This is a genomic window from Streptococcus porcinus (assembly GCF_901542335.1).
Classification (GTDB): domain Bacteria; phylum Bacillota; class Bacilli; order Lactobacillales; family Streptococcaceae; genus Streptococcus; species Streptococcus porcinus_A.
This window is the reverse complement of the sequence record NZ_LR594036.1, coordinates 833,794-856,895: the sequence shown is the minus strand read 5'-3', so window position 1 is coordinate 856,895 and position 23,102 is coordinate 833,794. Positions and strand designations below refer to the sequence as shown.

Genomic DNA, 23,102 nt, shown 5'->3' with positions numbered 1-23,102 from the left:
TCTGAATGAATGCTCTAATATTTTATTTTTATCTATTTTTCATTATTTGTATCGTCTTTTTTATCTTGTTTTTTATTTAGAGGCTCTTTGACCACATCTTCAATCAGCCTTGATAGGTCAACTGCATTTTTTGAGGTAATGACCGGTTTCCCGGTTTTTTGTTCTATTTCCTTTCTCGCATTTCCTGCAACACTTCCTCCCTCTTTAGCAACTTTCCTGTTTTCTTCCAAGCCATTAGGATTCGTCGTTTTAGTCAGCTCTGTTGTTGTGGCTTCTGCAAGCATATTAAGAACTATTTCAAGAGTGGTCATATTATCCCTTAGATTTTCCTTTTTCAAACCCTTCAGATTTTTATAACCTCTTGTTGTCATTCCGGACCATGCTTTGGTGATTTCATCAGTAAGAATTGCGTATTCTTTGCCTTTTTGTATCCCATGGTCATCCCAAGCATCAGTCAGTTCTTTTCTTACCTGAATGGCTTGAAGTCTTTGATTTATCCACTCACGTGTATATCCCTTCTTTAGATAAGTTTCTAAGGCTCTGTTAATCGTAAGTTCAGGATCGATAATTTCATCAATTCGTTCTTTTCCAACCTCAGCAAGCCATAACTTAAAAGGTTCTGCTTTAGGGGATGGGATGGACTGGATAATACGGAATATTCCTTGCATATCTGCTACATCAGTTAAACGCATTTTTCCATCTGTTGCTTTCATTTTCAACTGCTTACAAATTGTAAGCAGTTCATTTCCTTCTTCTTTTAATCTCTTTTTTAGTACAGCCCAATAGGTACTGGCACCTCTTGCGTTTTCTTGTTCTGTCAAAACTCCAACTACATCGACTACTGAAAAATACCACTCTTCTTTTTCTTCGTCCCAAATGGAGCGTATCTCTTTATTTTCATATAACTTTATTTCGTCCATTCTGACACCTGCCTCTTTTATATCTTATCCTGCTAAACAGGCTTTTTCACTTATTTAGTATCTTATATTATACCTTAAATTTATAATTTTGTCTTTCTGCTAACGGAGATACTCTCTAAAGTAAATTTCTAGTGCTTTTTCTATAATCCCTTCTGCTTCTTGTTTCGCTTTATCTTGAAAGAATTTTTGATAAATACTCTGAGATAACTTGATATTCTGATACTCTTTTACCTTTGGTTTTTTCAAGTCCAACAAATATGCTATAACCATCTCTTGATTCAGCTCTTCTTGTCTGTTCATCAGATGGAGTGATTTGGCATCGCTTGGTTTTAAGCTTAGCTCCAATTCTTCGCACTTCTGATACAGATGTTCCTGTATTTCTTTGGAAAGATAGGATAAATCTACCGCCATCGTCAAACCTATTTCATCTTCATCCACCTCTTTTTTCCAAGACTTAGATAATTCATTTAATCTTAGGTACCTTGCAATAGATGCCCCTGAAAGATTATATTCTTTTCCAAGTGTTTTTCTGCTGTCTGTTTTATCTTCCTCTTTACTTTCCTTTTCTATAATCCCCTGATCTAAATTGTTTATCTCCTTTTGCAAATCATTTCTCTTGCCCTGACTTGCTATTTTTTCATATCTCATTTTAAGAACAAGGGCTTTTTCCGTAGGCAGTAAATCGGAGAAAGAACGCTGCATAAGGTTTGTTTCAATTACATAGGTATAGGCTTCTTTATCCGTTAGATTTTCTTTAACAATACAAGGAATACTTTTTACTTTTACAATTCTTGCTGCATTTACTCTATTGTGTCCGGAAAGTATTTCATAGTTGTTATCTTTTTTCAAGACAATAATTGGATTAAGAACTCCGTTTTCCTTAATACTCTCTACCATATCGTCTAATCTCTTACCTGTATATAAAGTAAACGGATGATTATGATAATTTTTAAGCAAATCAAGTTCTATATTCTGTATATCTCCTTGTTCCAAGATATCTCCATCATCAAGCAAAAAATCTACAGCATCGGTGATTTCTCTTTTTAGAAGTTTTTTACTCATAGCAGATCTCCTTTGCCAAATTGTCATAGGCAATATCTACGCTGCTACCTTTTGCATATTTTTTTATACTTTGCCCGCTATAGATGGCTTCTCCCACTTTGACTGTTTTTGGAATTTTAGTCTGAAAGACCTTGATTTTCTTTTGGAACATTTCTTCTACCTGCTCCGTCAGTGTTTTGGACAGATTGGTTCTATTCTCATACATGGTTAGTAAAATACCCTGTACTTTCAGTTTCGGATTCACTCTCTTTTTTATTTTTTGAACAGTCTTTAAAAGTTCATTGATTCCAACAACTGCAAACAGCTGTGTATCCGCTACTATAAGGACGCTGTCCGATGCACAAAGGGCATTTATGGTCAAAACATTAAGTGATGGTGATGTATCTATAAGAATATATTCATAATACTCTTTTACCTGATTAATAATTTCCGATAATATACGTTCACTTCCTGTTTCTGCTCTCATTTGTGTTTCAACGGCGGATAAGAAAATGCTTGAAGGTATAATATCTATATCATCATAAGATTTGGTATAGTCCTCTACAAAATAGCTTTCTTCTTCCTCCAGTTCTGTCATTAACAAATGACCTATGGTTTTTATATTTTCGGTATTTTCCATATCAAAACATCTTGTAAGATTAGCTTGTGGATCAAGGTCAATGACTAATACTTTTTTACCTAGTTCTTTTAGTGAATAGGCAAGGTTTAGAGTTGTAGTTGTTTTTCCAACTCCGCCTTTTCGATTGGCTATGGTTATAACTTCTGCCATAAAGTCCCTCCTTCTTCTCTATACAGAGATTTTATTTTATGCTATACTTTTATATAATTTTAGATATAAAAAAAGATGATAGCCTCAATCCATCATCAAGTTTAAAAGTTTTGTGGAAGCCTTTAACCATTGATTTTACTTGGATTTATTGTACTATCATCATTATAGCATTGTCCCCTTCACCATTAGCCCCGACTAGACCAATATGCTCTCCTTTCAACAGCCTAAAAGAGACATTTTCAAAAATAGCTCTATCTCCGAAGCCATGACTTAAATTTTTAACTTCTAATATACTCATTTATTCATCCTTTACTTCACTAAAAAAGCCGTTACTACGGCATTGACTTACTGTCATTATGGCAAAAATCAAGATATTTGTCAATGTATGACCATTGTTGTAAGTGAGCATATGAGTTACAATAGAAAGGAAAATATTAAACGATATAGGATCACTTATTATGACAAGTATTTACCAAAAAATTGTGGATGACCTAGCAAGGGCTATTGATCAGGAGAAACTTCAAAAAGGAGATAAAGTTCCCTCTATACGTCGGTTAAGCACAGAATATAGTTGTAGTAAAGATACTGTACAAAGAGCCTTAATGGAACTTAGGCATCGGTACTATATCTACTCTGTCCCTAAAAGTGGTTATTACGTGATTGGTAAAGTCAAAGAGAACATCCTCATTGATTTTAATTTGTCCGATTATAATAGTCTTGCCTATAAAAACTTTAAGTTATGCTTAAATGAAACTATGACAAAAGAAGGTGACTATCTCTTTAATTACTATTCTAAAGTTGAAGGATTAGATGCATTAGCAGTAGCTCTTGAAAAACACTTAGCAGATCATACTGTCTATTGTAAAGCCAGTGAAATTATCATCACTTCTGGAACCCAACAAGCTCTCTATATCTTAAGTCAGTTGGCTTTTTCAGAATATAAAAAGTCAATCTTATTAGAAAAACCAACCTACACTCGTATGGAACAAATGGTAAAAGGTTTAGACGTTCCTTTTGAAACAATTGATCGTACGTTCCAAGGACTTAATCTAGATCAGTTAGAGTCTTTGTTTAAGAGTGGCAAGTTTAAATTTTTCTATACTATCTCACGATTTTCAAATCCTTTAGGACTCTCATATACAAAAGAGGAAAAACAAGCTATTGTCACTTTAGCCAATCGCTATGATGTCTACATTATTGAAGATGATTATTTAGGAGATTTTACTGCTAAAAACGAAATGCCTCTTCATTATTTTGACACTAATCAAAAAGTCATTTATCTTAAATCTTTTTCAATGAGTGTCTTCCCTTCCTTACGAATTGCTGCTTTAGTCTTACCCGAAAAGCTTCGTCTACCATTTCTTAATCATAAGGCAATGATTGATTTAGAAACCAATACTATCATGCAAAAGGCTCTCTCACTTTATTTAACTAATGGCATGTTTGAACGAAACTTTGATAGGTTGTATGATTATTTCCAAGAGAAAATGTTGACACTGATTGCCTACTTTTCAGAAAACTATCCTCAAATTGATTACCGATTAACACCACAATTTGTGATACTTTCTCTTCCTTCACAGATTCCTATGATTAAAACTTTAAAGCAGGGAACTTACGATTTTCATCACTTACAAGGTTCTTCTTATCTTAAACTCCCTTTATTAAGGGCAACCCCAGAACTCTTAACTTCCCTTTTATCAGACTTGGAAATAGAGATAAAACAATGAAAAAACGAAACATGAGAATAGAAAAAACTTAGTTCTAGACAATCTAGAACTAAGTTTTTCTTGTAGTAAAACCTACTTATTTAAGCTCTTCGCCAAAACAGGAAACTTTTTATTTTGTTTGTTCAAAGCGGAGATGAACTATAACACTATCACCATATCCGTTTCTTTCCAAATCTCTTTGTAGACGATAAGAAATATAATGTTCAGCAATATTGATAAACCCTGCATCCATCAAACGATTTTCAACCAAAGATTGAATCATATTAATAGTTGGTTTCTCAACTTTTGCTTCTTCTAAGTCAATAACAACTTTTTTGGTGACTTGGGCTAGGTTCTGACGCCACGTTTCATCAATGACATAAACTGTTCGAGCAGCTTTAATGATTGCTTGATAAATCTTATCTGGATCAAACTCAGCAACCTGACCATCACGCTTGATAATTTGCATCTTTTTCCCTCATTTCATCTCTTTTCAATTTACTTACATTATGCTAATCTTTTCTAATTTTGTCAAGTTTTAGCTATTAGAAAAGCTAATTTAATAAGTTTTAATTAAAAATTTGGTTACTAGTGTTCCTGCTATCATTGTTTCAATTCTTATTTATTTTAATTCAAAAAGTAATGTCTTGGTTGGTTTAACCAATCCCCGTTGGTGTAACGTTTCGGCAATTTGAACGGAGTTCCATGCAGCACCTTTGAGAAGGTTGTCGGAAACGACCCACATGTGAATTCCATTTTCGATATCTAAATCCTTGCGGATGCGACCGACAAAAGTTTCTTTATTACCAACAGCATTGACCGCTTGAGGGTAGACTTGCTCTTTACTATCATCTTCAAGGACGACTCCTGGAAAAGCTTGAACAGCTGCTTTGACTTCTTCAATAGGAGCCACTGTTTTCGTTTCAATATAAACCGATTCTGAATGAGCAGACAGGACGGGGATACGGACACAAGTTGCAGAAACCTTAATTTTGTCATCTGACATAATCTTCTTGGTTTCCTTTGTCATCTTCATTTCTTCATAGGTATAATCGTTATCAGTGAATAAGTCAATTTGAGGTAAGGCATTAAAAGCAATAGGATAATGTTTTTTATCTCCAGCTGAGGGTAAGATAGAGGCAGTAAGAGTTTTAGGAGCTACGTTTTCATTAATAACTTGACTATATTGCATTTTCATCTCATTAATAGCAGACTGTCCCGCTCCTGATACAGCTTGATAAGTTGAAACAACAATCCGTTCTAATCCCCATTTTTGACGAATTGGTTCTAAGGCAACCATCATTTGGATTGTTGAACAATTTGGACAGGCAACAATCCCCTGATGTTGATCAAGAGCATCAGCATTAACTTCTGGGACTACTAAAGGAACTTGCGGATTTTGTCTAAAATAAGAAGTGTTATCTACAACTACAGCTCCAGCTTGTACTGCATACGGAGCATATTTTGCAGATGTTGCTCCACCAGCAGAAAACAAGGCCAAATCAACATCTTCAAAAGAATTTTCAGTTGTTTCCTCGATTATTATTTCTTGTTTTTTAAAGGTCAACGTTCTACCAGCAGAACGGGCTGATGCCAGTAAACGTAGTTTATCAATTGGTAAACTGGATTCTTCAAGCATTTTTATCATTTGTGTACCTACTGCTCCAGTAGCACCAACAACTGCAATTGTATATCCCATAGGTAACCTCGTTTTTTAATTTTTTTGATATAGTTAAATTCTCTAAAATTTGTATAAAATAGTACAGCATCAGGATTATCTTGCTGTCTGGATAAAAAGATAAAAAAAGATTCCTGTCAAATTGACAGGAATCAGGGGCATCCAAAGAATGTGATAAAAAGGTTCACACAATTTATCAAAGTCGGCTCCTGCCTTAATGACCTCCCCTGCGCAGATATGGTTAAAAACCATAATCGACTCATCGCATAAACCTATTATAGCAAAAAATGATCATATTACAAGAGGGGAGCAATCGTTTTAACTAAAAGCCCCACTACTTTTTGATGCCAAGGCCGTTTCTTCAGATAATCATAGGTCACAAGGCGTGACTCATTTTGCGTGTCTTGGAAATCTTTAACGATATCTGCAATAGCTGATACACGATATAGATAAGTTGCACATTCAAAATGATGATATAAACTACGATAATCTAAATTTATGGAGCCAACAACAGCTTTCATTCCATCGCTAACAAAAATTTTAGAGTGGACAAAGCCAGGACTATACTCATATATCCTAACGCCAGAATCCATTAACGCTTTATAATAGGTTTTAGCCAAAGCATAAGGCACTGCTTTATCAGGTTTTCCAGGCATAATAATTCGAATATCTACGCCGCGCTCAGAAGCAAAGCGAATAGCATGCTCCATCTCACTATCTAAAATTAAGTAAGGAGTCATTATATAAACGTATTCTTTAGCATGGTTAAGAATATCTATATAGACATTTTCCCCAATCTTATCCGTATCTAAAGGAGAATCCCCATAGGGAATTAAAAAGCCATCAGAAGCAAGGTCTTGTCCATGTTTTGATAAATAGGGCTCAATAACAAGTTCTTTCTCTGTGATAGACCACATTTGTAAAAATAAGATTAGAAAACTATCTACAGCCTCACCTTCTACTCTGAGACCAGCATCTTTCCAGTGGCCAAAACGCTCTATTTCATTAATATATTCATCAGCTAAATTAATACCGCCAGTGTAGGCAATTTCACCATCAATAACAACGATTTTACGGTGATCACGATAATTATAATAAGTTGAAATAAAAGGGGATAGTGGAAGAAATGCTTTTGCTTTTATACCCAGACCTTCAAGCAATTTTGAATAGTCTGAAGATAAGGTAGATAATTCTATCATACCATCATATAAAACACGGACTTCTACACCTTCTTTTACTTTTTTCTCTAATATACCGAGAATTTCTCCCCACATTAAACCTTCAGCAATAATAAAGAACTCTAAAAAAATATATTTTTCAGCCTTAAGTAAATCTTCTTTTAATTGTTCAAAAAAAGTTTCACCACCAGCAAAATAAGTTGTCTGACTATTATCATAAACAGGAAAACTTGCCCGGCTTCTCTGTAAATATTGTACTAAATGATAAGTAGTGGATGTGTTATCTTTCAATATATCAACTACCGCCTCATCATCTTTTAAATAAGGTTCACTTAGCTCCACTAGATGATTGATTCTTTTCTTTAAATCACGGTAACCCCAATCAAATTTAGTATAAATAAGAAGTAAGGAACCAAATAAAGGTGCAACCATAATTAAAATAAGCCAAGTTACTCTAGAAATAGCATCCATCTCACTATTGACAAGATAAAGAACAATACAAATGGCAAAGATGACTTCAACAATTGTTAGTAAAAAACGATATTGTTCCATCCATGCATAAGATAGTACTAAAAATAAAATTTGCAAGAGAATCAAAAGTATAATCAAGGTTACGCGACTAAATAGGCCTCGCAAAAACCCCCGCTTACTTTTATGAAGCAAATGTTTAACTTTGATTTTATTATTTATTATTCAGTCCTCCTCTAAAAACGCCAATAGGACTACTAGAATCAATTCGAACAACTCTCTTCAAAATAGTAACCCCGATATTATAAACTACATTTTACCTTGCAAATATTTAATGCTATTAAGCATCCTAAATTTGAAGTGCACTTTTGGTTAACCTCTACTTTTATAGTTTATCAAAAATTACCTACTTTGTCTCTTGGTTTAGATTTGATTTAGAAGAGAAATAAAGTACGCTCCCATAGTAAAGAAACGTACTTTATCAGCTTACAAAAACAAGCGAAAATGGAAGAAACTTTCCATTTTAAGAGCTTTAAAATAGTCCAATTGCGGTACCATCTTCTGAAACATCCATATTGAGAGCTGCAGGAACTTTCGGTAGACCTGGCATGGTCATCACCTCGCCTGTTAGAGCTACAATGAATCCCGCCCCAGTTTTGGGAACAAATTCACGGATAGTAATTTCAAACCCTTTAGGGGCTCCGAGCAAAGTTTGATTATCAGAGAAGCTATACTGAGTCTTAGCCATACAAATAGGCAATTTTTCCCATCCAAATTCAGTAAACTGTCTAAGTTGAGCCTGGGCTTTTGCCGACATGTTCACACTCTGCCCACCGTAAATATTTTTTACAATCTTAGTAATTTTCTCTTCGACAGTATCTTGCTCGGTATATAAAGGTTGATAAGCTACTTGTCCTTCTTCGATTACTTTGACAATTGTTTCTGCCAGAGCTACTCCTCCTTCAACCCCCTTTGCCCAGACACTAGCTAGTTCAACTGGAACATCAATCTCACGACATAGGTCTTTCAAAATAGCAATTTCAGCATCAGTGTCAGACATGAACTCATTGATAGCAACTACGACTGGGATTCCATATTGACGCATATTTTCAACGTGACGCTTCAAATTTACAAAACCAGCTTTTACAGCCTTGACATTTTCTTCATTGAGTTGAGTTTTAAGAACCCCTCCATGCATTTTTAAAGCACGTAAAGTCGCAACAATAACAATAGCATCAGGGACTTTTGATAAATTAGGTACTTTGATATCTAGGAATTTTTCTGCTCCTAAATCAGCTCCAAAGCCAGCTTCAGTTACTGTATAATCAGCTAAGCGTAGTGCTGTTGCAGTAGCTAGAATAGAATTGCAACCATGAGCAATATTAGCAAATGGTCCACCGTGAACTAAGGCAGGTGTCCCATAGATTGTCTGTACTAAATTAGGTTTGATAGCATCCTTAAGGATAAGGGTTAATGCTCCTTCTACCTTTAAATCACGCACATAAATCGGTTGACGGTCATAACTGTAAGCCACAACAATATTGGCAAGTCGTTCTTTTAAATCCTTAAGATCAGTCGCTAAGCATAAAATAGCCATGATTTCCGATGCAACTGTAATATCAAAGCCATCTTCTCTAGGAAGGCCATTGACTGGTCCTCCAAGGCCAACAATAACCTGACGTAAAGCACGGTCGTTGAGATCGACAACTCTTTTCCAAATGATGCGACGCTGGTCAATACCAAGTTCATTGCCTTGTTGTAGATGATTATCAATTAGGGCTGAGAGTGCATTATTTGCTGTTGTAATCGCATGCATATCCCCTGTAAAATGAAGATTAATATCTTCCATTGGCAAGACTTGAGCGTAGCCACCTCCAGCAGCTCCCCCTTTAATTCCCATTACAGGTCCTAATGATGGTTCTCTTAAAGCAAGCATTGTTTTCTTGCCAATTTTATTTAGGGCATCCGCAAGTCCAATACTCATTGTAGACTTTCCTTCACCTGCAGGTGTGGGGTTAATTGCTGTTACTAAAATTAATTTTCCAACCTTATTTTCTCTGATGGCATTGATTTTATCAAATGATAATTTAGCCTTGTACTTTCCGTAAAGCTCAACATCATCAAAATCAATATCAACTTTTTTAACAACTTCTGTAATTGGTTTAAGTGTAACACTTTGAGCAATGTCAATGTCTGATTTCATAGGGCTCCTTTTTTATACATGTCTTTTAGATATATTCATTATAACACAAGTGATAATGACTCCAATATTGAAAGGTTTTTAATTTATGGTTGATCAATTTGAAAACCATTTTGATTCAAGGTCACTTTAATCATATCAATAAGTTGATTAACAGTAAGAGGAGTTTCTAATAAATCAGAAAGATTTGCCATGCACTGGCTATTGATATTAGGAAAGGCGATCTTTGATTTTTGAGAGTTTCCTTCTTTGTAGAATTGAGACAATATGCGACACCTCTCTTTCTGATCACCACTGACACTTAGATAGATTGAAACCAGAACAGCATTTTTCTTGCGACGTTGAGCAATCCCAGCAAATTTTTTACCATTAATACTGAGATCATATTTACCAGGACAATAAGATTGGCTAATTTCCTTAACATCAATAACTTTTCCACTTGACCTAAGAACTTCTTTTATCAAGTCGACCATTATTAAATAGCCATCTGCAATCCGAAATTTCAAATCATCCTCTCCCGCAATTGGTAGGCAAAGAGAAAAATTAAGAACACCGCTATCTGAAACAACTGCTAAACCACCGATATTTCGAATAGCAACTTGATAACCTTGGTTCTCTAAGTATTTTTTAGCACTCTCAAAAGAAGGAAGCTGCCGATCTATCATGCCTAGTATAACCGTGTTTTCTAGGGGCCAAAAATGCAAAAATAGCTGATTATGATTAGTATTAACCAGCTCTAGTAAGCTCTGTGATTTTGATAAAGCTAAAACAACAGTAGCATGTTTCTTACTATCATCCACTACAGTTAACGGTAATTGATTAAAAATATTTAATCTCGTCATATTTTCCTCAGTTCAAGTGATTGTCTATTTTATCTCCATCTATTTTAGCTTAATTAGGAGCATTATGCTATAAAAACTGATAAGAAGCTAAACCATTACTTAGCTCTCTAAAATATGTTAAAATAAACTTATGAAAATTTTAATTACATCAGGTGGAACCACTGAAAAAATTGATTCTGTTCGAAGTATTACTAACCACTCTACAGGCAGGCTGGGTAAAATGATTGCCGAAACTTTCTTAGAAAAGGGCTTTGATGTTACTTTAGTTACTACTCCTGATGCTCTGAAACCTCAACAAGATGAGCATTTATCTGTTTATCAGGTTACAAATGTTGCTAGCCTATCACAAACCCTAGAGCCTCTAGTTAAAACACATGATGTTTTAATTCATAGCATGGCAGTCTCAGACTACACTCCTGTCTATATGACGGATTTTGACCATGTTAAACAAGCTTCTGACATAGACTCCCTACTGACTAAATCAAATACAGAAAGTAAAATTTCTTCGCAATCAGATTATCAAGTCCTCTTTCTTAAAAAAACACCCAAATTAATTTCTTTGGTTAAAAAGTGGAACCCTGAAATAAAATTAATTGGCTTTAAGCTTCTAGTCAATGTGGAAAAAGAAAAGTTGCTATCAGTAGCTAGAGAAAGTTTAATTAAAAATGCAGCTACCTATATTTTGGCAAACGACTTAAGCCAAATAAATGAAGATCGACACCACGCTTATTTAGTTGGCCATGATGATCTCATTGAGTTAGAAACTAAAGCAGATATCGCTAAACTAATTTGTAGAAAGATTATTGACAATGACTAAAAATATTACATTAGCCGTTACAGGTAGTATCTCAGCTTACAAAGCTGCTGATTTAACAAGTATGCTAACCAAAGCAGGTTTTAATGTGACAGTACTTATGACTAGGGCAGCGCAAGCATTCATAACGCCACTAACCTTACAGGTACTATCTAAAAACTCTGTTCATCTTGACATTATGCGAGAAGATGACGTGGCCATTGTCAACCATATTGAATTGGCTAAAAAGACAGACTTATTTCTAGTCGCACCAGCTTCCGCTAATACTATTGCGCACTTGGCCTATGGCTTTGCTGATAATATTGTCACGAGCGTTGCTCTTGCTCTTCCTCAAACAACCCAAAAAATGATTGCACCTGCAATGAATACTAAAATGTATACTAATCCCATCACTCAAGAAAATATCAAACGACTTGAGAGTATTGGGTATCAAGAAATTCTACCACAATCATCCTTGTTAGCTTGTGGTGATACGGGAATAGGAGCACTTGCTGATGTTCAAGATATCTACACTATAATCCTTGATTTTTTCGAGGGTTAACAGTTTTTAGTCTCTAAATCCACAACCTTGCAGAAAATTTAATGGAGAGTTATCTAATGAATCGTCGAAAATCCTCTGAAGTCGCAATTTTATCAATCTTTTTTGCGATTATGTTGCTGATACATTTTATCAGTTCCTTTGTCTTCAATATTTGGCCCCTTCCTATTAAACCAACCCTTGTTCATATCCCCGTCATCGTTGCTTCAATAGTATACGGCCCCCGAATCGGCAGCATGCTCGGTGGGCTTATGGGAATTATCAGTGTTATCACAAATACTATTATCTTACTTCCTACAAGCTATCTCTTCTCACCATTTGTAGACCACGGTAATATTTTTTCATTAGTGATTGCAATTGTACCTCGCGTGCTTATTGGAGTTACACCTTATTTTTGCTATAAATATCTTACTAATAAGGTCGGTTTAATAGTTTCAGGAATTATTGGATCACTAACCAACACTATCTTTGTACTTGGAGGAATATTTATCTTCTTTGGAAGTGTGTTTGCTGGTAATATAAAGTCTCTTTTAGCTGGGATTGTATCCTCAAATGCAATTGCGGAAATGGTTATATCTGCTATCGTTGTTATGGCTGTCATTCCAACCTTAAGCAAAATAAAAAAATAAAATAGTAAGCCTCGCTAAATGAGATAAGCGAGGTTTTTTCTGAAAAATTTCAATTGAAAGAAATTTGCAAATTTCCACAAAAAAAAGTGATTTTTCGCCACGAAAATGGTATACTGTAAGCGTTTAAAAAGTAATAAGGAGATAGTTAATGACCTATACAGAAAACTTTAAAAAGTGGCTAAATGTACCTAGTCTGCCAGATTATTTACATGATGAGTTAATGCAGATGGATGAAAAAACCAAAGAAGATGCCTTCTATACTAATCTTGAGTTCGGTACTGCGGGTATGCGTGGCATTATTGGAGCAGGTACAAATCGTATCAATGTTATCGTTGTTCGGCAGGCCACTGAGGGGTTAGCAAAATTATTAGAATCAAAAGGACCAGAGGCCAAAAATCGTGGTGTAGCTATCGCTTACGACTCTCGACACTTTTCATCTGAGTTCGCTTTTGAGTCTGCTCAAGTTTTAGCAGCACATGGGATTAAATCATATGTTTTTGAGAGCCTTAGACCAACACCAGAACTCTCATTTGCTGTTCGTCATTTAAATGCTTTCGCTGGTATCATGATAACAGCTAGCCATAACCCTGCCCCTTTTAACGGATACAAAGTATATGGTGCTGATGGGGGGCAGATGCCTCCTGCCGATGCTGATGCCTTGACAGGATTTATTCGTTCCATCGAAAATCCTTTCTCAATCGCATTAGCTAACTTAGAGGACTCAAAAGCAATGGGATTAATTGAGGTCATTGGTGAAGCAGTTGACACTGAGTATCTTAAAGAAGTAAAAAAGGTTAACATTAATCATGAACTTATCAAGGAATTTGGTAAGGATATGAAAATTGTCTATACACCGCTACATGGAACTGGAGAAATGTTAACTCGTCGCGCCTTAGAACAGGCAGGATTTGAATCTGTTGAAGTTGTTGAAGCACAAGCTAAACCAGATCCTGATTTTTCAACAGTGACATCACCTAATCCTGAGAGTCAGGCTGCTTTCGCCCTCGCTGAGGAGCTCGGTCGTCAAGTTAACGCTGATGTTCTTGTTGCTACCGATCCAGATGCCGATCGACTAGGTGTTGAAATTCGTCAAGCTGACGGTTCATATCGGAACTTATCAGGTAACCAAATTGGCGCAATTATTGCAAAATATATCCTTGAAGCTCATAAACAAGCAGGAACTTTGCCTGAAAATCCTGCACTTGCAAAATCTATTGTTTCAACGGAATTAGTAACAAAGATTGCAGAAAGTTACGGAGCGACCATGTTTAATGTCCTTACTGGCTTTAAATTTATTGCAGAAAAAATCCAAGAATTTGAAGAAAAACATAATTATAGTTACATGTTCGGCTTTGAAGAAAGTTTTGGTTATCTTATCAGACCATTTGTACGTGATAAAGATGCTATTCAAGCCGTTCTAATTGTTGCTGAAATTGCAGCTTACTACCGCTCCAGAGGTTTGACATTGGCTGATGGTATTGATGAAATTTACAAAGAATATGGCTATTTTGCTGAAAAAACAATTTCTGTTACCTTATCAGGTGTTGATGGTGCCGCAGAAATTAAGAAGATTATGGATAAATTCCGAAATAATGCGCCAAGCCAATTTAATACTACTAATATTATCAAAACAGAAGATTTTCAAGAGCAAACGTCAACAACTAAAGATGGTATTGAAAAACTGACAACACCACCAAGCAATGTTCTCAAGTATACATTAGCTGATGATTCTTGGATCGCTGTAAGACCTTCTGGAACAGAGCCTAAAATTAAATTTTACATCGCTACTGTAGGTGCTACCCTTTCTGATGCAGAGATGAAAATCAAAAATATTGAAGCTGAAATCAATTCCTTTGTAAAAGATTAATCAAAAAGAAAGTTCTAGTTTGGCACTGTACCCCAATAGCGGGACAAAAGAAAAACACTTTTATGCGATCTGTCTTCTGTACTGTACAGGAGACAGATCGTTTAGTTTCTGTTGAATTCTAGTTTCATTATAAAATGTTATGTCATTTTAACAATTTTTGTTATACTATCCTTGTTGTATTTTCTCATATCATGGAGATAAAAGGTTTCAGTCTTTAGGGCGGAGTGAAACCATTCAATACAGGCGTTATCTGCAGGTGTTCCTTTTCGGGACATTGATCGGATAATGCCTTTTTTCGTGCAAGCCTGATAGTAAGCCTTAGAAGTATGCACTGAGTCTTGATCGCTATGTAAGATTGCCCCTTTAAGCATTTTTAACTGATTAAGGATGTCTAGTACAAAATCGGTGTCCTGACAATCTGAGATAGTATATGCTATAATCTCACGATTATAGAGGTCCATAATTGAAGAGAGATACAATTTACCGTTACCAAAATTTAGGTAGGTAATATCTGTTACAAGCTTTTCCATAGGCTTATCGGCATGGAAATCCCGATTCAATTTGTTATCCGTCAAATAATAAGCTTTACCTAGATTTGGCGATTTCTTGGTACGTGTCCGACAAAGCCAGCCATTATTTTTCATGATACGATAGACTTTCTTTGTATTAACAGTCAGTCCGTAGGTTTTTTTAAGTAAACGCGTAATGGTACGATAGCCATAAATAAAGTGATTTTCCACGCAGAGCTGTTCAATTAATTCAATGATTTTATCTCTTTTGTGTGGTTTCTCAAATTCCTTTTTCCAACGGTAATAGGTCGACCGCTTAACATCAAAACAGTCTAGAATGACAGCAATCGGGTAGTTCTTTTTATAGTCTTCCACAAGCTTGATAAGACTTATTTTATCGATTTCCTTATCAAGCCTCGATACTTTTTTAGAGGTCAACCTGTAATTGTAATTGTTCCACTTCAGACAACTGTTCTAATCCCTTGCCATATACACCTTGATGGAAACGATGAAGTTCCTCATTTTCGTACCATTTCATCCAAGTATAGATTTGACTATCATTTTTTATACCTAGATTTTCCATAATAACCTTGTTAGACTTGCCTGCATTCTTCATTTTGATACAAGCTAGTTTCGTTTCCCAAGAATATGTTTTTTCCCATAATAAAACACTCCTGTTTCTAGTTTACTAGATTTCAACAGGAGTGTTTTTCTTTTGTCTCATTTTAGGGGGGCAGTGCCTTTTTAGAACTTTCTTTTTTGAATTAATGTAATTTTCTTTTAAAGAATGATATAGAAGCTAAAACTAAAGCTAAAATAAGAGCTAGGCTACCTAAAACTTTATGTGTTTTCTGTGAATCATTCGTCATAGGTAATGAATTTTCTTTTTCTTGTCCTTCTACGACATTAGCTACTTTAGAATCAACGCCTTCTTTAGTTATATGTAGTTCTTTGAGAAGTGATTTTGCATTGTTTTGAGATGCTTTTTGCTCATCTATAGAGACAAGTGGTTTTACAACAGTTCTTTGCTTGTTTAATTGATTTTCCTTTTCAGGTAAAACTGGAGTTTGTTGACCTACAAGAATTTCATTTGATTTCTCATTTTCTTTATTTTTAAGCAATTCTTCAAGTGTGATAGCACTATAATTACCAGCTCTATCCTCTAGTACATAGTATAAACGATCCGTTTTACTAATATCGATTGTAATCATTTCTCCGCTCAACTCATCTTCAATTTCTGTTGGTAAGATAAATTGACCATTTTCATCTCTGTCAAAGAAAATAAAATTAACAATTTCATCTCCATATTTGTAATAAAGACGATCCCGGTAAGCGTTATTTGAGTGCTCACTAAAGACTTTTGGAATTGTCAAACTTCTTTTTTCTGAATCAAAACTAATACCCTTAGGAAGCTCTGGTAAAGTTAAATCAACTAAAATATTGAAGTCCACAAACTGTTCCTTAGCTCCCTTTGCAATTGGGGTATAAATTACACGATAAACATATTTTCCTTCTTTTACGGTATCACCAGAAGAATCTTTACCATCCCATCTTGTTTTCTCCAAGACACCTTGCTTTAATTCATTAGTATTGACGTGTTTTTGAGCAAACGGTGTAACTTGGCTTTCCCAAATTGGAGTTGTTAAATCATCATTTTTAAAGACTTGTGCTTTAATATCTTTAGTATTTCTTAAGAAAATACCTTTAAAAACAAGACTGTCCATATTATTATCACCATTTGGAGATATAGCGAGATATGGCTTACCATCTTGGAAATGGAAGCGTCGAACTGTCTCATCTCCTTCTTTTGTATAGGAACCAAGGAAATCTTCAGTCGAAATCTCTGGAGAAAGTTCAGCTACAAACTCTTCGGATTTACTTCCTTCTACTATTGACCAAGGTGTAAAATCTGTCATCAAGCCTGTAAAGTGGCTATTTTTTATTTGTTGAATGCCATCAACTTTGAAGTCTAATTTATCTTGTTCTGCTTCTGGAGTGTAATAGAAGGTACCTTCAAGGCTCTTATAGATCGGGCTATCTAGAGCTTCTAAATCAGCAAATTTGCCTTTAAAACCAATAAAAGGAATTGAAAGAGCATTTTGAACTCCATCGTTTGTGTCAAAATGAACGAAACCGTCTACAAAGTAGCCATTAATCATTTTACTACTTAATTCAGTATCAAACTTACTAATATCAACTGTGATTGTAACCTCTTTTACCTCATTAGGAGCAAGATTAACCTCTTGTTTATCCGTTTTATATAATTCCTTAGGACGTAGTGTCATTTTGCCATCTTCAACTTTATCTGTGAGTACTGTTGCATAGTACTTAAACTGCTTGGCTTGACTGCTCATATTATGTAATTTGACTTTTAATACAAATGTATTTGAGACATCACCTAAATTGATTTTTGCTAAACCGTTTGTTCCTGTCACAAAGACTTCTGTAGCAATAGCTTTTTTGGCATCAATAGCACCCGCGCCTTGGAGTCGAGGTGAGTAATAGGTATTATCATCTGGACTAATAATTGGACTTGCTGTTGACATTAAAATATTTTTGACTAATCTTAGTTGCTCTTCAGGACTATATTGAGAGAATTTTTTCTTAACATATTCTTGTACTAGACTAACAATTCCCATAGCGTGTGGACTAGCTGTACTTGTTCCAGACATTGGACTATAGGTATTGCCCAAAGATGGAGAATAAATTTCATAGCCTGGAGCAGATAGATCAGGTTTCATATTACCGTCTGCAGATAGCCCCCAACTTGAGAAGTTTGCCATTTGTCTACCACCAGGAACTGCTACAAGTTTTTTCTTTCGATCAAAGCTTAAAGTAGCTTCGTCTAAAGACTTAAGATAGTCAAAATCTTCAAGACTGATAAAACCCATAGGTAATTGCCCGTGATAATTTAAAGGTAAGAGAGGTCGCTTATAATCTTTGTGATGAACAAGAACGCCAGCTACTCCTTTAGATTGAGCAAGTTCAGCAGTTGCTTTTGAAGTTTTAACACCTCCATAGTTTACAACGACAACCTTATCTTTGACATCTTTATCACGGTAATCATTTTCTAAACCATCCCCAATGTAAACAAAATTCAGTTCTTTTCCTTTAGGGAAAGGACTAGCCACAGTTACCGCTAATTCTTTTGATTCATTCTTAGCCTTAACAGTAAAAACTTCACTTATAGTTTCTGGTGCAACATAAGCTGCAATAGTAAGAACATCATCTGTCGTTGCAGGTGTCCCAATAACACCAAAATCAGGATTCTTAGCTAAAGGTTTTAAGGAAGAGCCTCCCATTGCAAATTCATTTCCAGCTGCAACAACAACTGCTACCCCTTTTTCTCTAGCTGCATTTAACGCTCTATGAACACTCTCTTTTAATTCGTCACTGGCTTTACCAACATTCCCAACACTCATGTTAATAGCTGTAGCACCAAGAGCAATTGCATCCTCAATCGCTAAAGCATACAGATTTTCTTTTTCAGACATAACTTTTGTTTCCCCAACTTTTAAAAACATTAGTTGGGCTTCTGGAGCAACTCCCTCCATTAAAAGTTCATTTTTTTCACTTTTCATTGAACCTGTAGCAACGCCAGCAACATGGGTTCCGTGATATAGATTATCGTTATTAGCCTTTGGAGAGTTTACTCCCGAGTTATAATCATGATAAAAAACAAGTTTATTATTTACCCATTTTCCTCTATCAATCCCACGCTCTTTTTTCTTAGCTTCTATTTCTTCTTCACTTTTATATTTTAAATCACTGCTATCACTAGGTTTTAACATGTCATGCGTCTGTTCAATTCCAGAATCAATGACAGCAATTAATGCTCCTTTTCCTTTACCAACTTTTTCCCAAAGTTCTTTAACATTTGAAGGATCTACTTGATCAATCAATGGTTTTTGTTGTTCTTCAGAAACTGGTTCAGTAATTGTTTCTTTAGCTTCTACTTCCTTACCAACCTGCTCAGTAGTTTCTACTGACTCAGTTGTTGAGTTGATAGCAACAGGTTGCTCTACCTGCTTCGAAACGACTGCTTCTGAATTTGATTCAGTAGCTGATACACTGCTTACTTGGGTTAATAAAACACTTGTTGCAGCAAGTGATAACTGAAGCATAATTAATTTTTTCGAGCGAATTTTACTTTTCACAATATATTCCTCCAATAGAATGTCCGTTAATAATAATACATTATTATCATTTGTTTAGCAATAGATTTCAAAAAGATTAGATTTTTCGTAAAATATTAGCGTTTTTATTCTTCAAGCTATAATTTAAAATATGTAAAAAGCCCCAGAAATTCTAGAGCTTCTTACATATTTTAAATTTAATCTTTTATTTAGATTTTATATAGTTAACACCATCTGCTTTAGGTGCTACTGCTTGTCCAAAGAAAGCGGCAAGAATGATGATAGTGAAGAGATATGGTGCTATCTCTAAATATACTGTCGGAATTTTTTCTAATAAAGGTAGCTGAGCCCCTATGACAGCTAAGCTTTGAGACAAGCCAAAGAATAAACTAGATAACATTGCTCCTACTGGATTCCACTTACCAATAATCATTGCAGCAAGTGAAATAAATCCAGGACCTAAAATCGTCGTTACGGCAAAGTTAACTGAAATGGATTGTGCATATACTGCCCCTCCGATACCACCAAGGAAACCAGAAATCATAACACCATAATATTTCATTAGGTAAACATTTATTCCCAGTGTATCAGCTGCCTGAGGGTGTTCACCTACTGAACGTAAGCGCAGACCAAAACGTGTTTTATAAAGAATAAACCAGGCAAGGAAAGAAAAACCAACAGCTAAATAGCCGACTAAGGTTGTATCCTTAAAGAAAATATGACCAATGATAGGAATATCACTTAAAATAGGAAAATCAAATTTACCAAAAGAAGCTTGAATATTATCAGTTTGACCTTTTCCGTAGAAAACTTTTACTAGGAAGACTGCTAGAGAAGGAGCTAATAGATTTAAAACAGTACCAGAAACAATGTGATCTGCTCTAAAATTAATGGTAGCTACAGCATGGAGCAATGAGAAGATTAGTCCAACTAAACCGCCAACTAAAACGGCAATCCAAGGGGTTGCTTTTCCAAATGTATCAACAAATTCTAAGTTGAATACAATACCTGAAAATGCTCCCATTACCATAATCCCCTCTAATCCGACGTTAACAACACCAGATCTTTCTGAGAAAGTACCACCAATACTTGTGAAAATAAGAGGGGTAGCATAAATCAACATTGAAGATATTAACAATGAAAGAATTGTAACTAATGACATCTTATTTACCACCTTTCACAGTTGTTTTTTTACTTCTAATCATATAACGTTCAATTAAGTAATGTGCCCCCACAAAGAAAATAATTGAGGCTGTCACAATTTTGACCAGTTCTGGAGGAATTCCAGCAACATTCATACCAGGTGCACCAACATTTAGGACACCAAAAAGGAAAGATGAGAAAAAGATACCAAGTGGATTATTAGCTGCGAGAAGGCTCACTGCCATACCATCAAAACCAATAGCTAAAGAACTTGATTGAACAAATACATTTTCAAAAGTACCCAATCCTTCAACAACACCACCTAGGCCAGCTAGTGCACCTGAAATAATCATTGAAAGAATGATAGTTCTTTTCGCAGACATACCAGCATATTCACTGGCATGAGGATTTAGACAACTGAGCGAATTTCAAATCCTAAAGTTGTTTTATTTAGTAAGAACCAAATAATAAAGATAGCTATTAGAGCAAAGAAAATGCCAATATTAAGCCTTGAATTATTTGTTAATTCGGATAGCCACGACATTTGATAGCTAGCATTATGACTAACTTGAACAGAGGAATCAATACTTTGTTTAATATTTTTTGCGAAGCCATTTTGGATAACAGCGTTACCAGTATATAAAATAATATAGTTCATCATAATGGTTACAATAACTTCGCTAGTTCCTAGGAAGGCACGTAAAATACCAGGTATTGCTCCAGCGATTCCCCCTGCTACCATCCCAATTATTACTGTCAATAAAATCAGTAATGGACGAGACATGTCTGGATGTGAAAGGGCAAACCAAGTTGAAGAAATCCATCCTGCCAAAGCTTGTCCGGAGAGACCGATGTTAAAAAAACCTGCTCGGCTTGCAACTGTAAAGCCTAAAGCTATAAGAATCAGTGGCCCCATTGCTCTTAGTATTTCACCAATATTTTTAACACTACCAAAAGCAACATTAAATAAGCCTTCGTAACCCCATATTGGATCATATCCAAAGATAAACATAATGATTGCACCAAGTACAAAACCTAATAAGACGGAAATGACAGGAACTGCAATTTTTTGTGCCTTTTTAGACATTTTCTTCCTCCTTATCAATTGAACCACCAGCCATAAGAATTCCTAACTCCTGTTTATTAGTCGTTTCTGGCATAACAATGCCTTGGATTTTTCCATCATGGATAACAGCAATTCGATCAGATAAATTCAAAATTTCATCAAGTTCAAAGCTAACTACTAGGACAGCTTTCCCTTTGTCACGCTCTTCAATCAGACGTTTATGGATATACTCAATTGCACCAACGTCAAGGCCACGGGTTGGCTGACTAACAATCAGTAAATCAGGATTGCGATCAACTTCACGGGCAATAATAGCTTTTTGCTGATTTCCTCCAGAAAAGCCTCTAGCCGGAACTAATTCACTAGCACCACGTACGTCAAATTCAGACATCAATTGACGAGCATAATTATTAATTTTAGCATAATTTAAAATACCATTTTTACTTAAAGGTTCCTTATAATAGGTTTGTAAGGCCGTATTCTCTGCCAACGAAAGATCTAGAATTAAGCCATCACGATGCCTATCTTCTGGAACATGGCCAACTGATAATTCAGTAATTTTACGTGAGGAATACTGAGTAACGTCTTTACCCTTTATTGTAATCATGCCAGATTTTACTTTGCGTAAACCAGTAATAGCTTGAATTAATTCACTTTGTCCATTACCGTCAATACCAGCAATACCAATAATTTCACCAGCCCTAACATCTAGTGACAGCCCTTTAACAGCAGGCACTCCACGGTTTTCATCAACAAATAAATCCTTAATCGATAAAACTATTTCCTTTGGTTCTGAAGGTTTTTTAGCTGTTGTAAAAGAAATAGAGCGTCCAACCATCATTTCTGCTAATTCCTTAGAGCTAACTCCTAAAACATTAGCTGTCTCAATTGATTTTCCTCTGCGAATAACCGTTACGCGATCAGCAACTGCACGAATTTCATCTAATTTATGTGTAATAAGGACGATAGACTTACCTTCTTTAACCAAGTTTTTCATAATAACCATTAATTCTTGGATCTCAGAAGGTGTTAAAACAGCAGTTGGTTCATCAAAAATTAGGATATCAGCACCGCGGTAAAGTGTTTTTAAAATTTCAACACGTTGTTGAGCCCCAACTGATATATCAGCAACTTTGGCATCAGGATCAACCGATAAGCCATATTTCGTTGATAAGTCTCGTATTTCTTTACTTGCTTTCCTTAAATCTAAACAACCATTTTTAACCGTTTCATTTCCCAAAATAATATTTTCAGCAACGGTAAATGCTTCAACTAACATAAAATGTTGATGAACCATTCCAATTCCTAAGCGAGAAGACTTAGAAGGAGAATCAATTTGAACAGGTTTACCATTAATCAAAATTTCGCCTTCAGTGGGCTCAAGTAATCCAGCCAGCATGTTCATCAAAGTAGACTTACCAGCTCCATTTTCTCCTAGTAAGGCATGAATTTCACCTTTTTTGACGGTCAAATTAATATGATCATTTGCGACAAAATCACCAAATTTTTTTGTAATCTCTTTCATTTCAATGACATGTTGAGTCATAGGATCGCGCTTCCTTTCAATTCACACTTTT

General features: G+C 35.4%; 17 protein-coding genes and 2 pseudogenes. 5 read left to right on the top strand and 14 right to left on the bottom strand.

The annotated features are described in order from the left end of the window. Window positions 1–32 precede the first annotated feature (32 nt). The 4 genes from FGK96_RS04140 to FGK96_RS04125 all read right to left on the bottom strand — a co-directional run bounded on the left by FGK96_RS04140 (window position 33) and on the right by FGK96_RS04125 (window position 3,049). Window positions 33–920: a Bro-N domain-containing protein gene (locus tag FGK96_RS04140; RefSeq protein ID WP_138081675.1), complete on the bottom strand. Its 888-nt coding sequence runs from the start codon at window positions 918–920 to the stop codon at window positions 33–35. 99 nt (window positions 921–1,019) lie between these two features. Next, entirely contained in the window at window positions 1,020–1,982 is a 963-nt protein-coding gene (locus tag FGK96_RS04135) for a ParB N-terminal domain-containing protein (protein WP_138081673.1), read from the bottom strand. Beyond that, on the bottom strand, window positions 1,975–2,751 hold the full coding sequence (locus FGK96_RS04130; protein ID WP_138081671.1) for a ParA family protein: 777 nt from the start codon (window positions 2,749–2,751) through the stop codon (window positions 1,975–1,977). The genes FGK96_RS04135 and FGK96_RS04130 overlap by 8 nt, the downstream gene beginning before the upstream one ends. Before the next feature lie 145 nt (window positions 2,752–2,896). Beyond that, entirely contained in the window at window positions 2,897–3,049 is a 153-nt protein-coding gene (locus FGK96_RS04125; protein ID WP_331855390.1) for a hypothetical protein, read from the bottom strand. A gap of 160 nt (window positions 3,050–3,209) precedes the next feature. Here FGK96_RS04125 and FGK96_RS04120 point away from each other — a divergent pair, with 160 nt between their 5' ends. Then, on the top strand, window positions 3,210–4,478 hold the full coding sequence (locus tag FGK96_RS04120) for a PLP-dependent aminotransferase family protein (RefSeq protein ID WP_172601589.1): 1,269 nt from the start codon (window positions 3,210–3,212) through the stop codon (window positions 4,476–4,478). A gap of 109 nt (window positions 4,479–4,587) precedes the next feature. Here FGK96_RS04120 and FGK96_RS04115 read toward each other — a convergent pair whose 3' ends face one another. The 5 genes from FGK96_RS04115 to FGK96_RS04095 form a co-directional block, all read right to left on the bottom strand. Continuing rightward, window positions 4,588–4,926, bottom strand: a complete 339-nt coding sequence (locus tag FGK96_RS04115) for an ATP cone domain-containing protein (RefSeq protein ID WP_138081666.1) — start codon at window positions 4,924–4,926, stop codon at window positions 4,588–4,590. Between the two features lie 153 nt (window positions 4,927–5,079). Further along, on the bottom strand, window positions 5,080–6,156 hold the full coding sequence (locus FGK96_RS04110; protein ID WP_138081664.1) for an aspartate-semialdehyde dehydrogenase: 1,077 nt from the start codon (window positions 6,154–6,156) through the stop codon (window positions 5,080–5,082). Window positions 6,157–6,431: 275 nt separating this feature from the next. Then, window positions 6,432–7,949, bottom strand: coding sequence for a cardiolipin synthase (gene cls, locus FGK96_RS04105; protein ID WP_138081662.1), 1,518 nt, complete (start codon window positions 7,947–7,949; stop codon window positions 6,432–6,434). 364 nt (window positions 7,950–8,313) lie between these two features. Continuing rightward, window positions 8,314–9,984, bottom strand: coding sequence for a formate--tetrahydrofolate ligase (locus FGK96_RS04100; RefSeq protein WP_138081660.1), 1,671 nt, complete (start codon window positions 9,982–9,984; stop codon window positions 8,314–8,316). An 83-nt stretch (window positions 9,985–10,067) separates the two neighbouring features. After that, window positions 10,068–10,823, bottom strand: a complete 756-nt coding sequence (locus FGK96_RS04095) for a lipoate--protein ligase family protein (protein WP_138081658.1) — start codon at window positions 10,821–10,823, stop codon at window positions 10,068–10,070. A 130-nt stretch (window positions 10,824–10,953) separates the two neighbouring features. Between FGK96_RS04095 and FGK96_RS04090 the strand changes: the two genes are divergently transcribed. From FGK96_RS04090 to FGK96_RS04075, 4 genes are all read left to right on the top strand, one after another. Continuing rightward, entirely contained in the window at window positions 10,954–11,640 is a 687-nt protein-coding gene (locus tag FGK96_RS04090; protein ID WP_138081656.1) for a phosphopantothenate--cysteine ligase, read from the top strand. Beyond that, window positions 11,633–12,178: a phosphopantothenoylcysteine decarboxylase gene (gene coaC, locus FGK96_RS04085; RefSeq protein WP_138081654.1), complete on the top strand. Its 546-nt coding sequence runs from the start codon at window positions 11,633–11,635 to the stop codon at window positions 12,176–12,178. Before FGK96_RS04090 ends, coaC begins: the two co-directional genes overlap by 8 nt. A 56-nt stretch (window positions 12,179–12,234) precedes the next feature. Then, window positions 12,235–12,804: an ECF transporter S component gene (locus FGK96_RS04080; RefSeq protein WP_138081652.1), complete on the top strand. Its 570-nt coding sequence runs from the start codon at window positions 12,235–12,237 to the stop codon at window positions 12,802–12,804. A 148-nt stretch (window positions 12,805–12,952) separates the two neighbouring features. Next, window positions 12,953–14,671: a phospho-sugar mutase gene (locus FGK96_RS04075; protein WP_138081650.1), complete on the top strand. Its 1,719-nt coding sequence runs from the start codon at window positions 12,953–12,955 to the stop codon at window positions 14,669–14,671. Window positions 14,672–14,731: 60 nt separating this feature from the next. Here the strand turns inward: FGK96_RS04075 and FGK96_RS04070 are convergent. The 5 genes and pseudogenes from FGK96_RS04070 to FGK96_RS04050 all read right to left on the bottom strand — a co-directional run bounded on the left by FGK96_RS04070 (window position 14,732) and on the right by FGK96_RS04050 (window position 23,071). Then, window positions 14,732–15,802, bottom strand: a pseudogene (locus tag FGK96_RS04070) (IS3 family transposase). Between the two features lie 142 nt (window positions 15,803–15,944). Next, complete coding sequence (locus tag FGK96_RS04065; protein WP_138081648.1) at window positions 15,945–19,337, bottom strand: S8 family serine peptidase; 3,393 nt, start codon at window positions 19,335–19,337, stop codon at window positions 15,945–15,947. 184 nt (window positions 19,338–19,521) lie between these two features. Then, on the bottom strand, window positions 19,522–20,478 hold the full coding sequence (locus FGK96_RS04060) for an ABC transporter permease (protein ID WP_138081646.1): 957 nt from the start codon (window positions 20,476–20,478) through the stop codon (window positions 19,522–19,524). A gap of 1 nt (window position 20,479) precedes the next feature. Then, window positions 20,480–21,546, bottom strand: a pseudogene (locus FGK96_RS04055) (ABC transporter permease). Continuing rightward, window positions 21,539–23,071, bottom strand: a complete 1,533-nt coding sequence (locus FGK96_RS04050; protein WP_138081644.1) for an ABC transporter ATP-binding protein — start codon at window positions 23,069–23,071, stop codon at window positions 21,539–21,541. Before FGK96_RS04050 ends, FGK96_RS04055 begins: the two are co-directional and overlap by 8 nt. Between the last annotated feature and the right edge of the window lie 31 nt (window positions 23,072–23,102).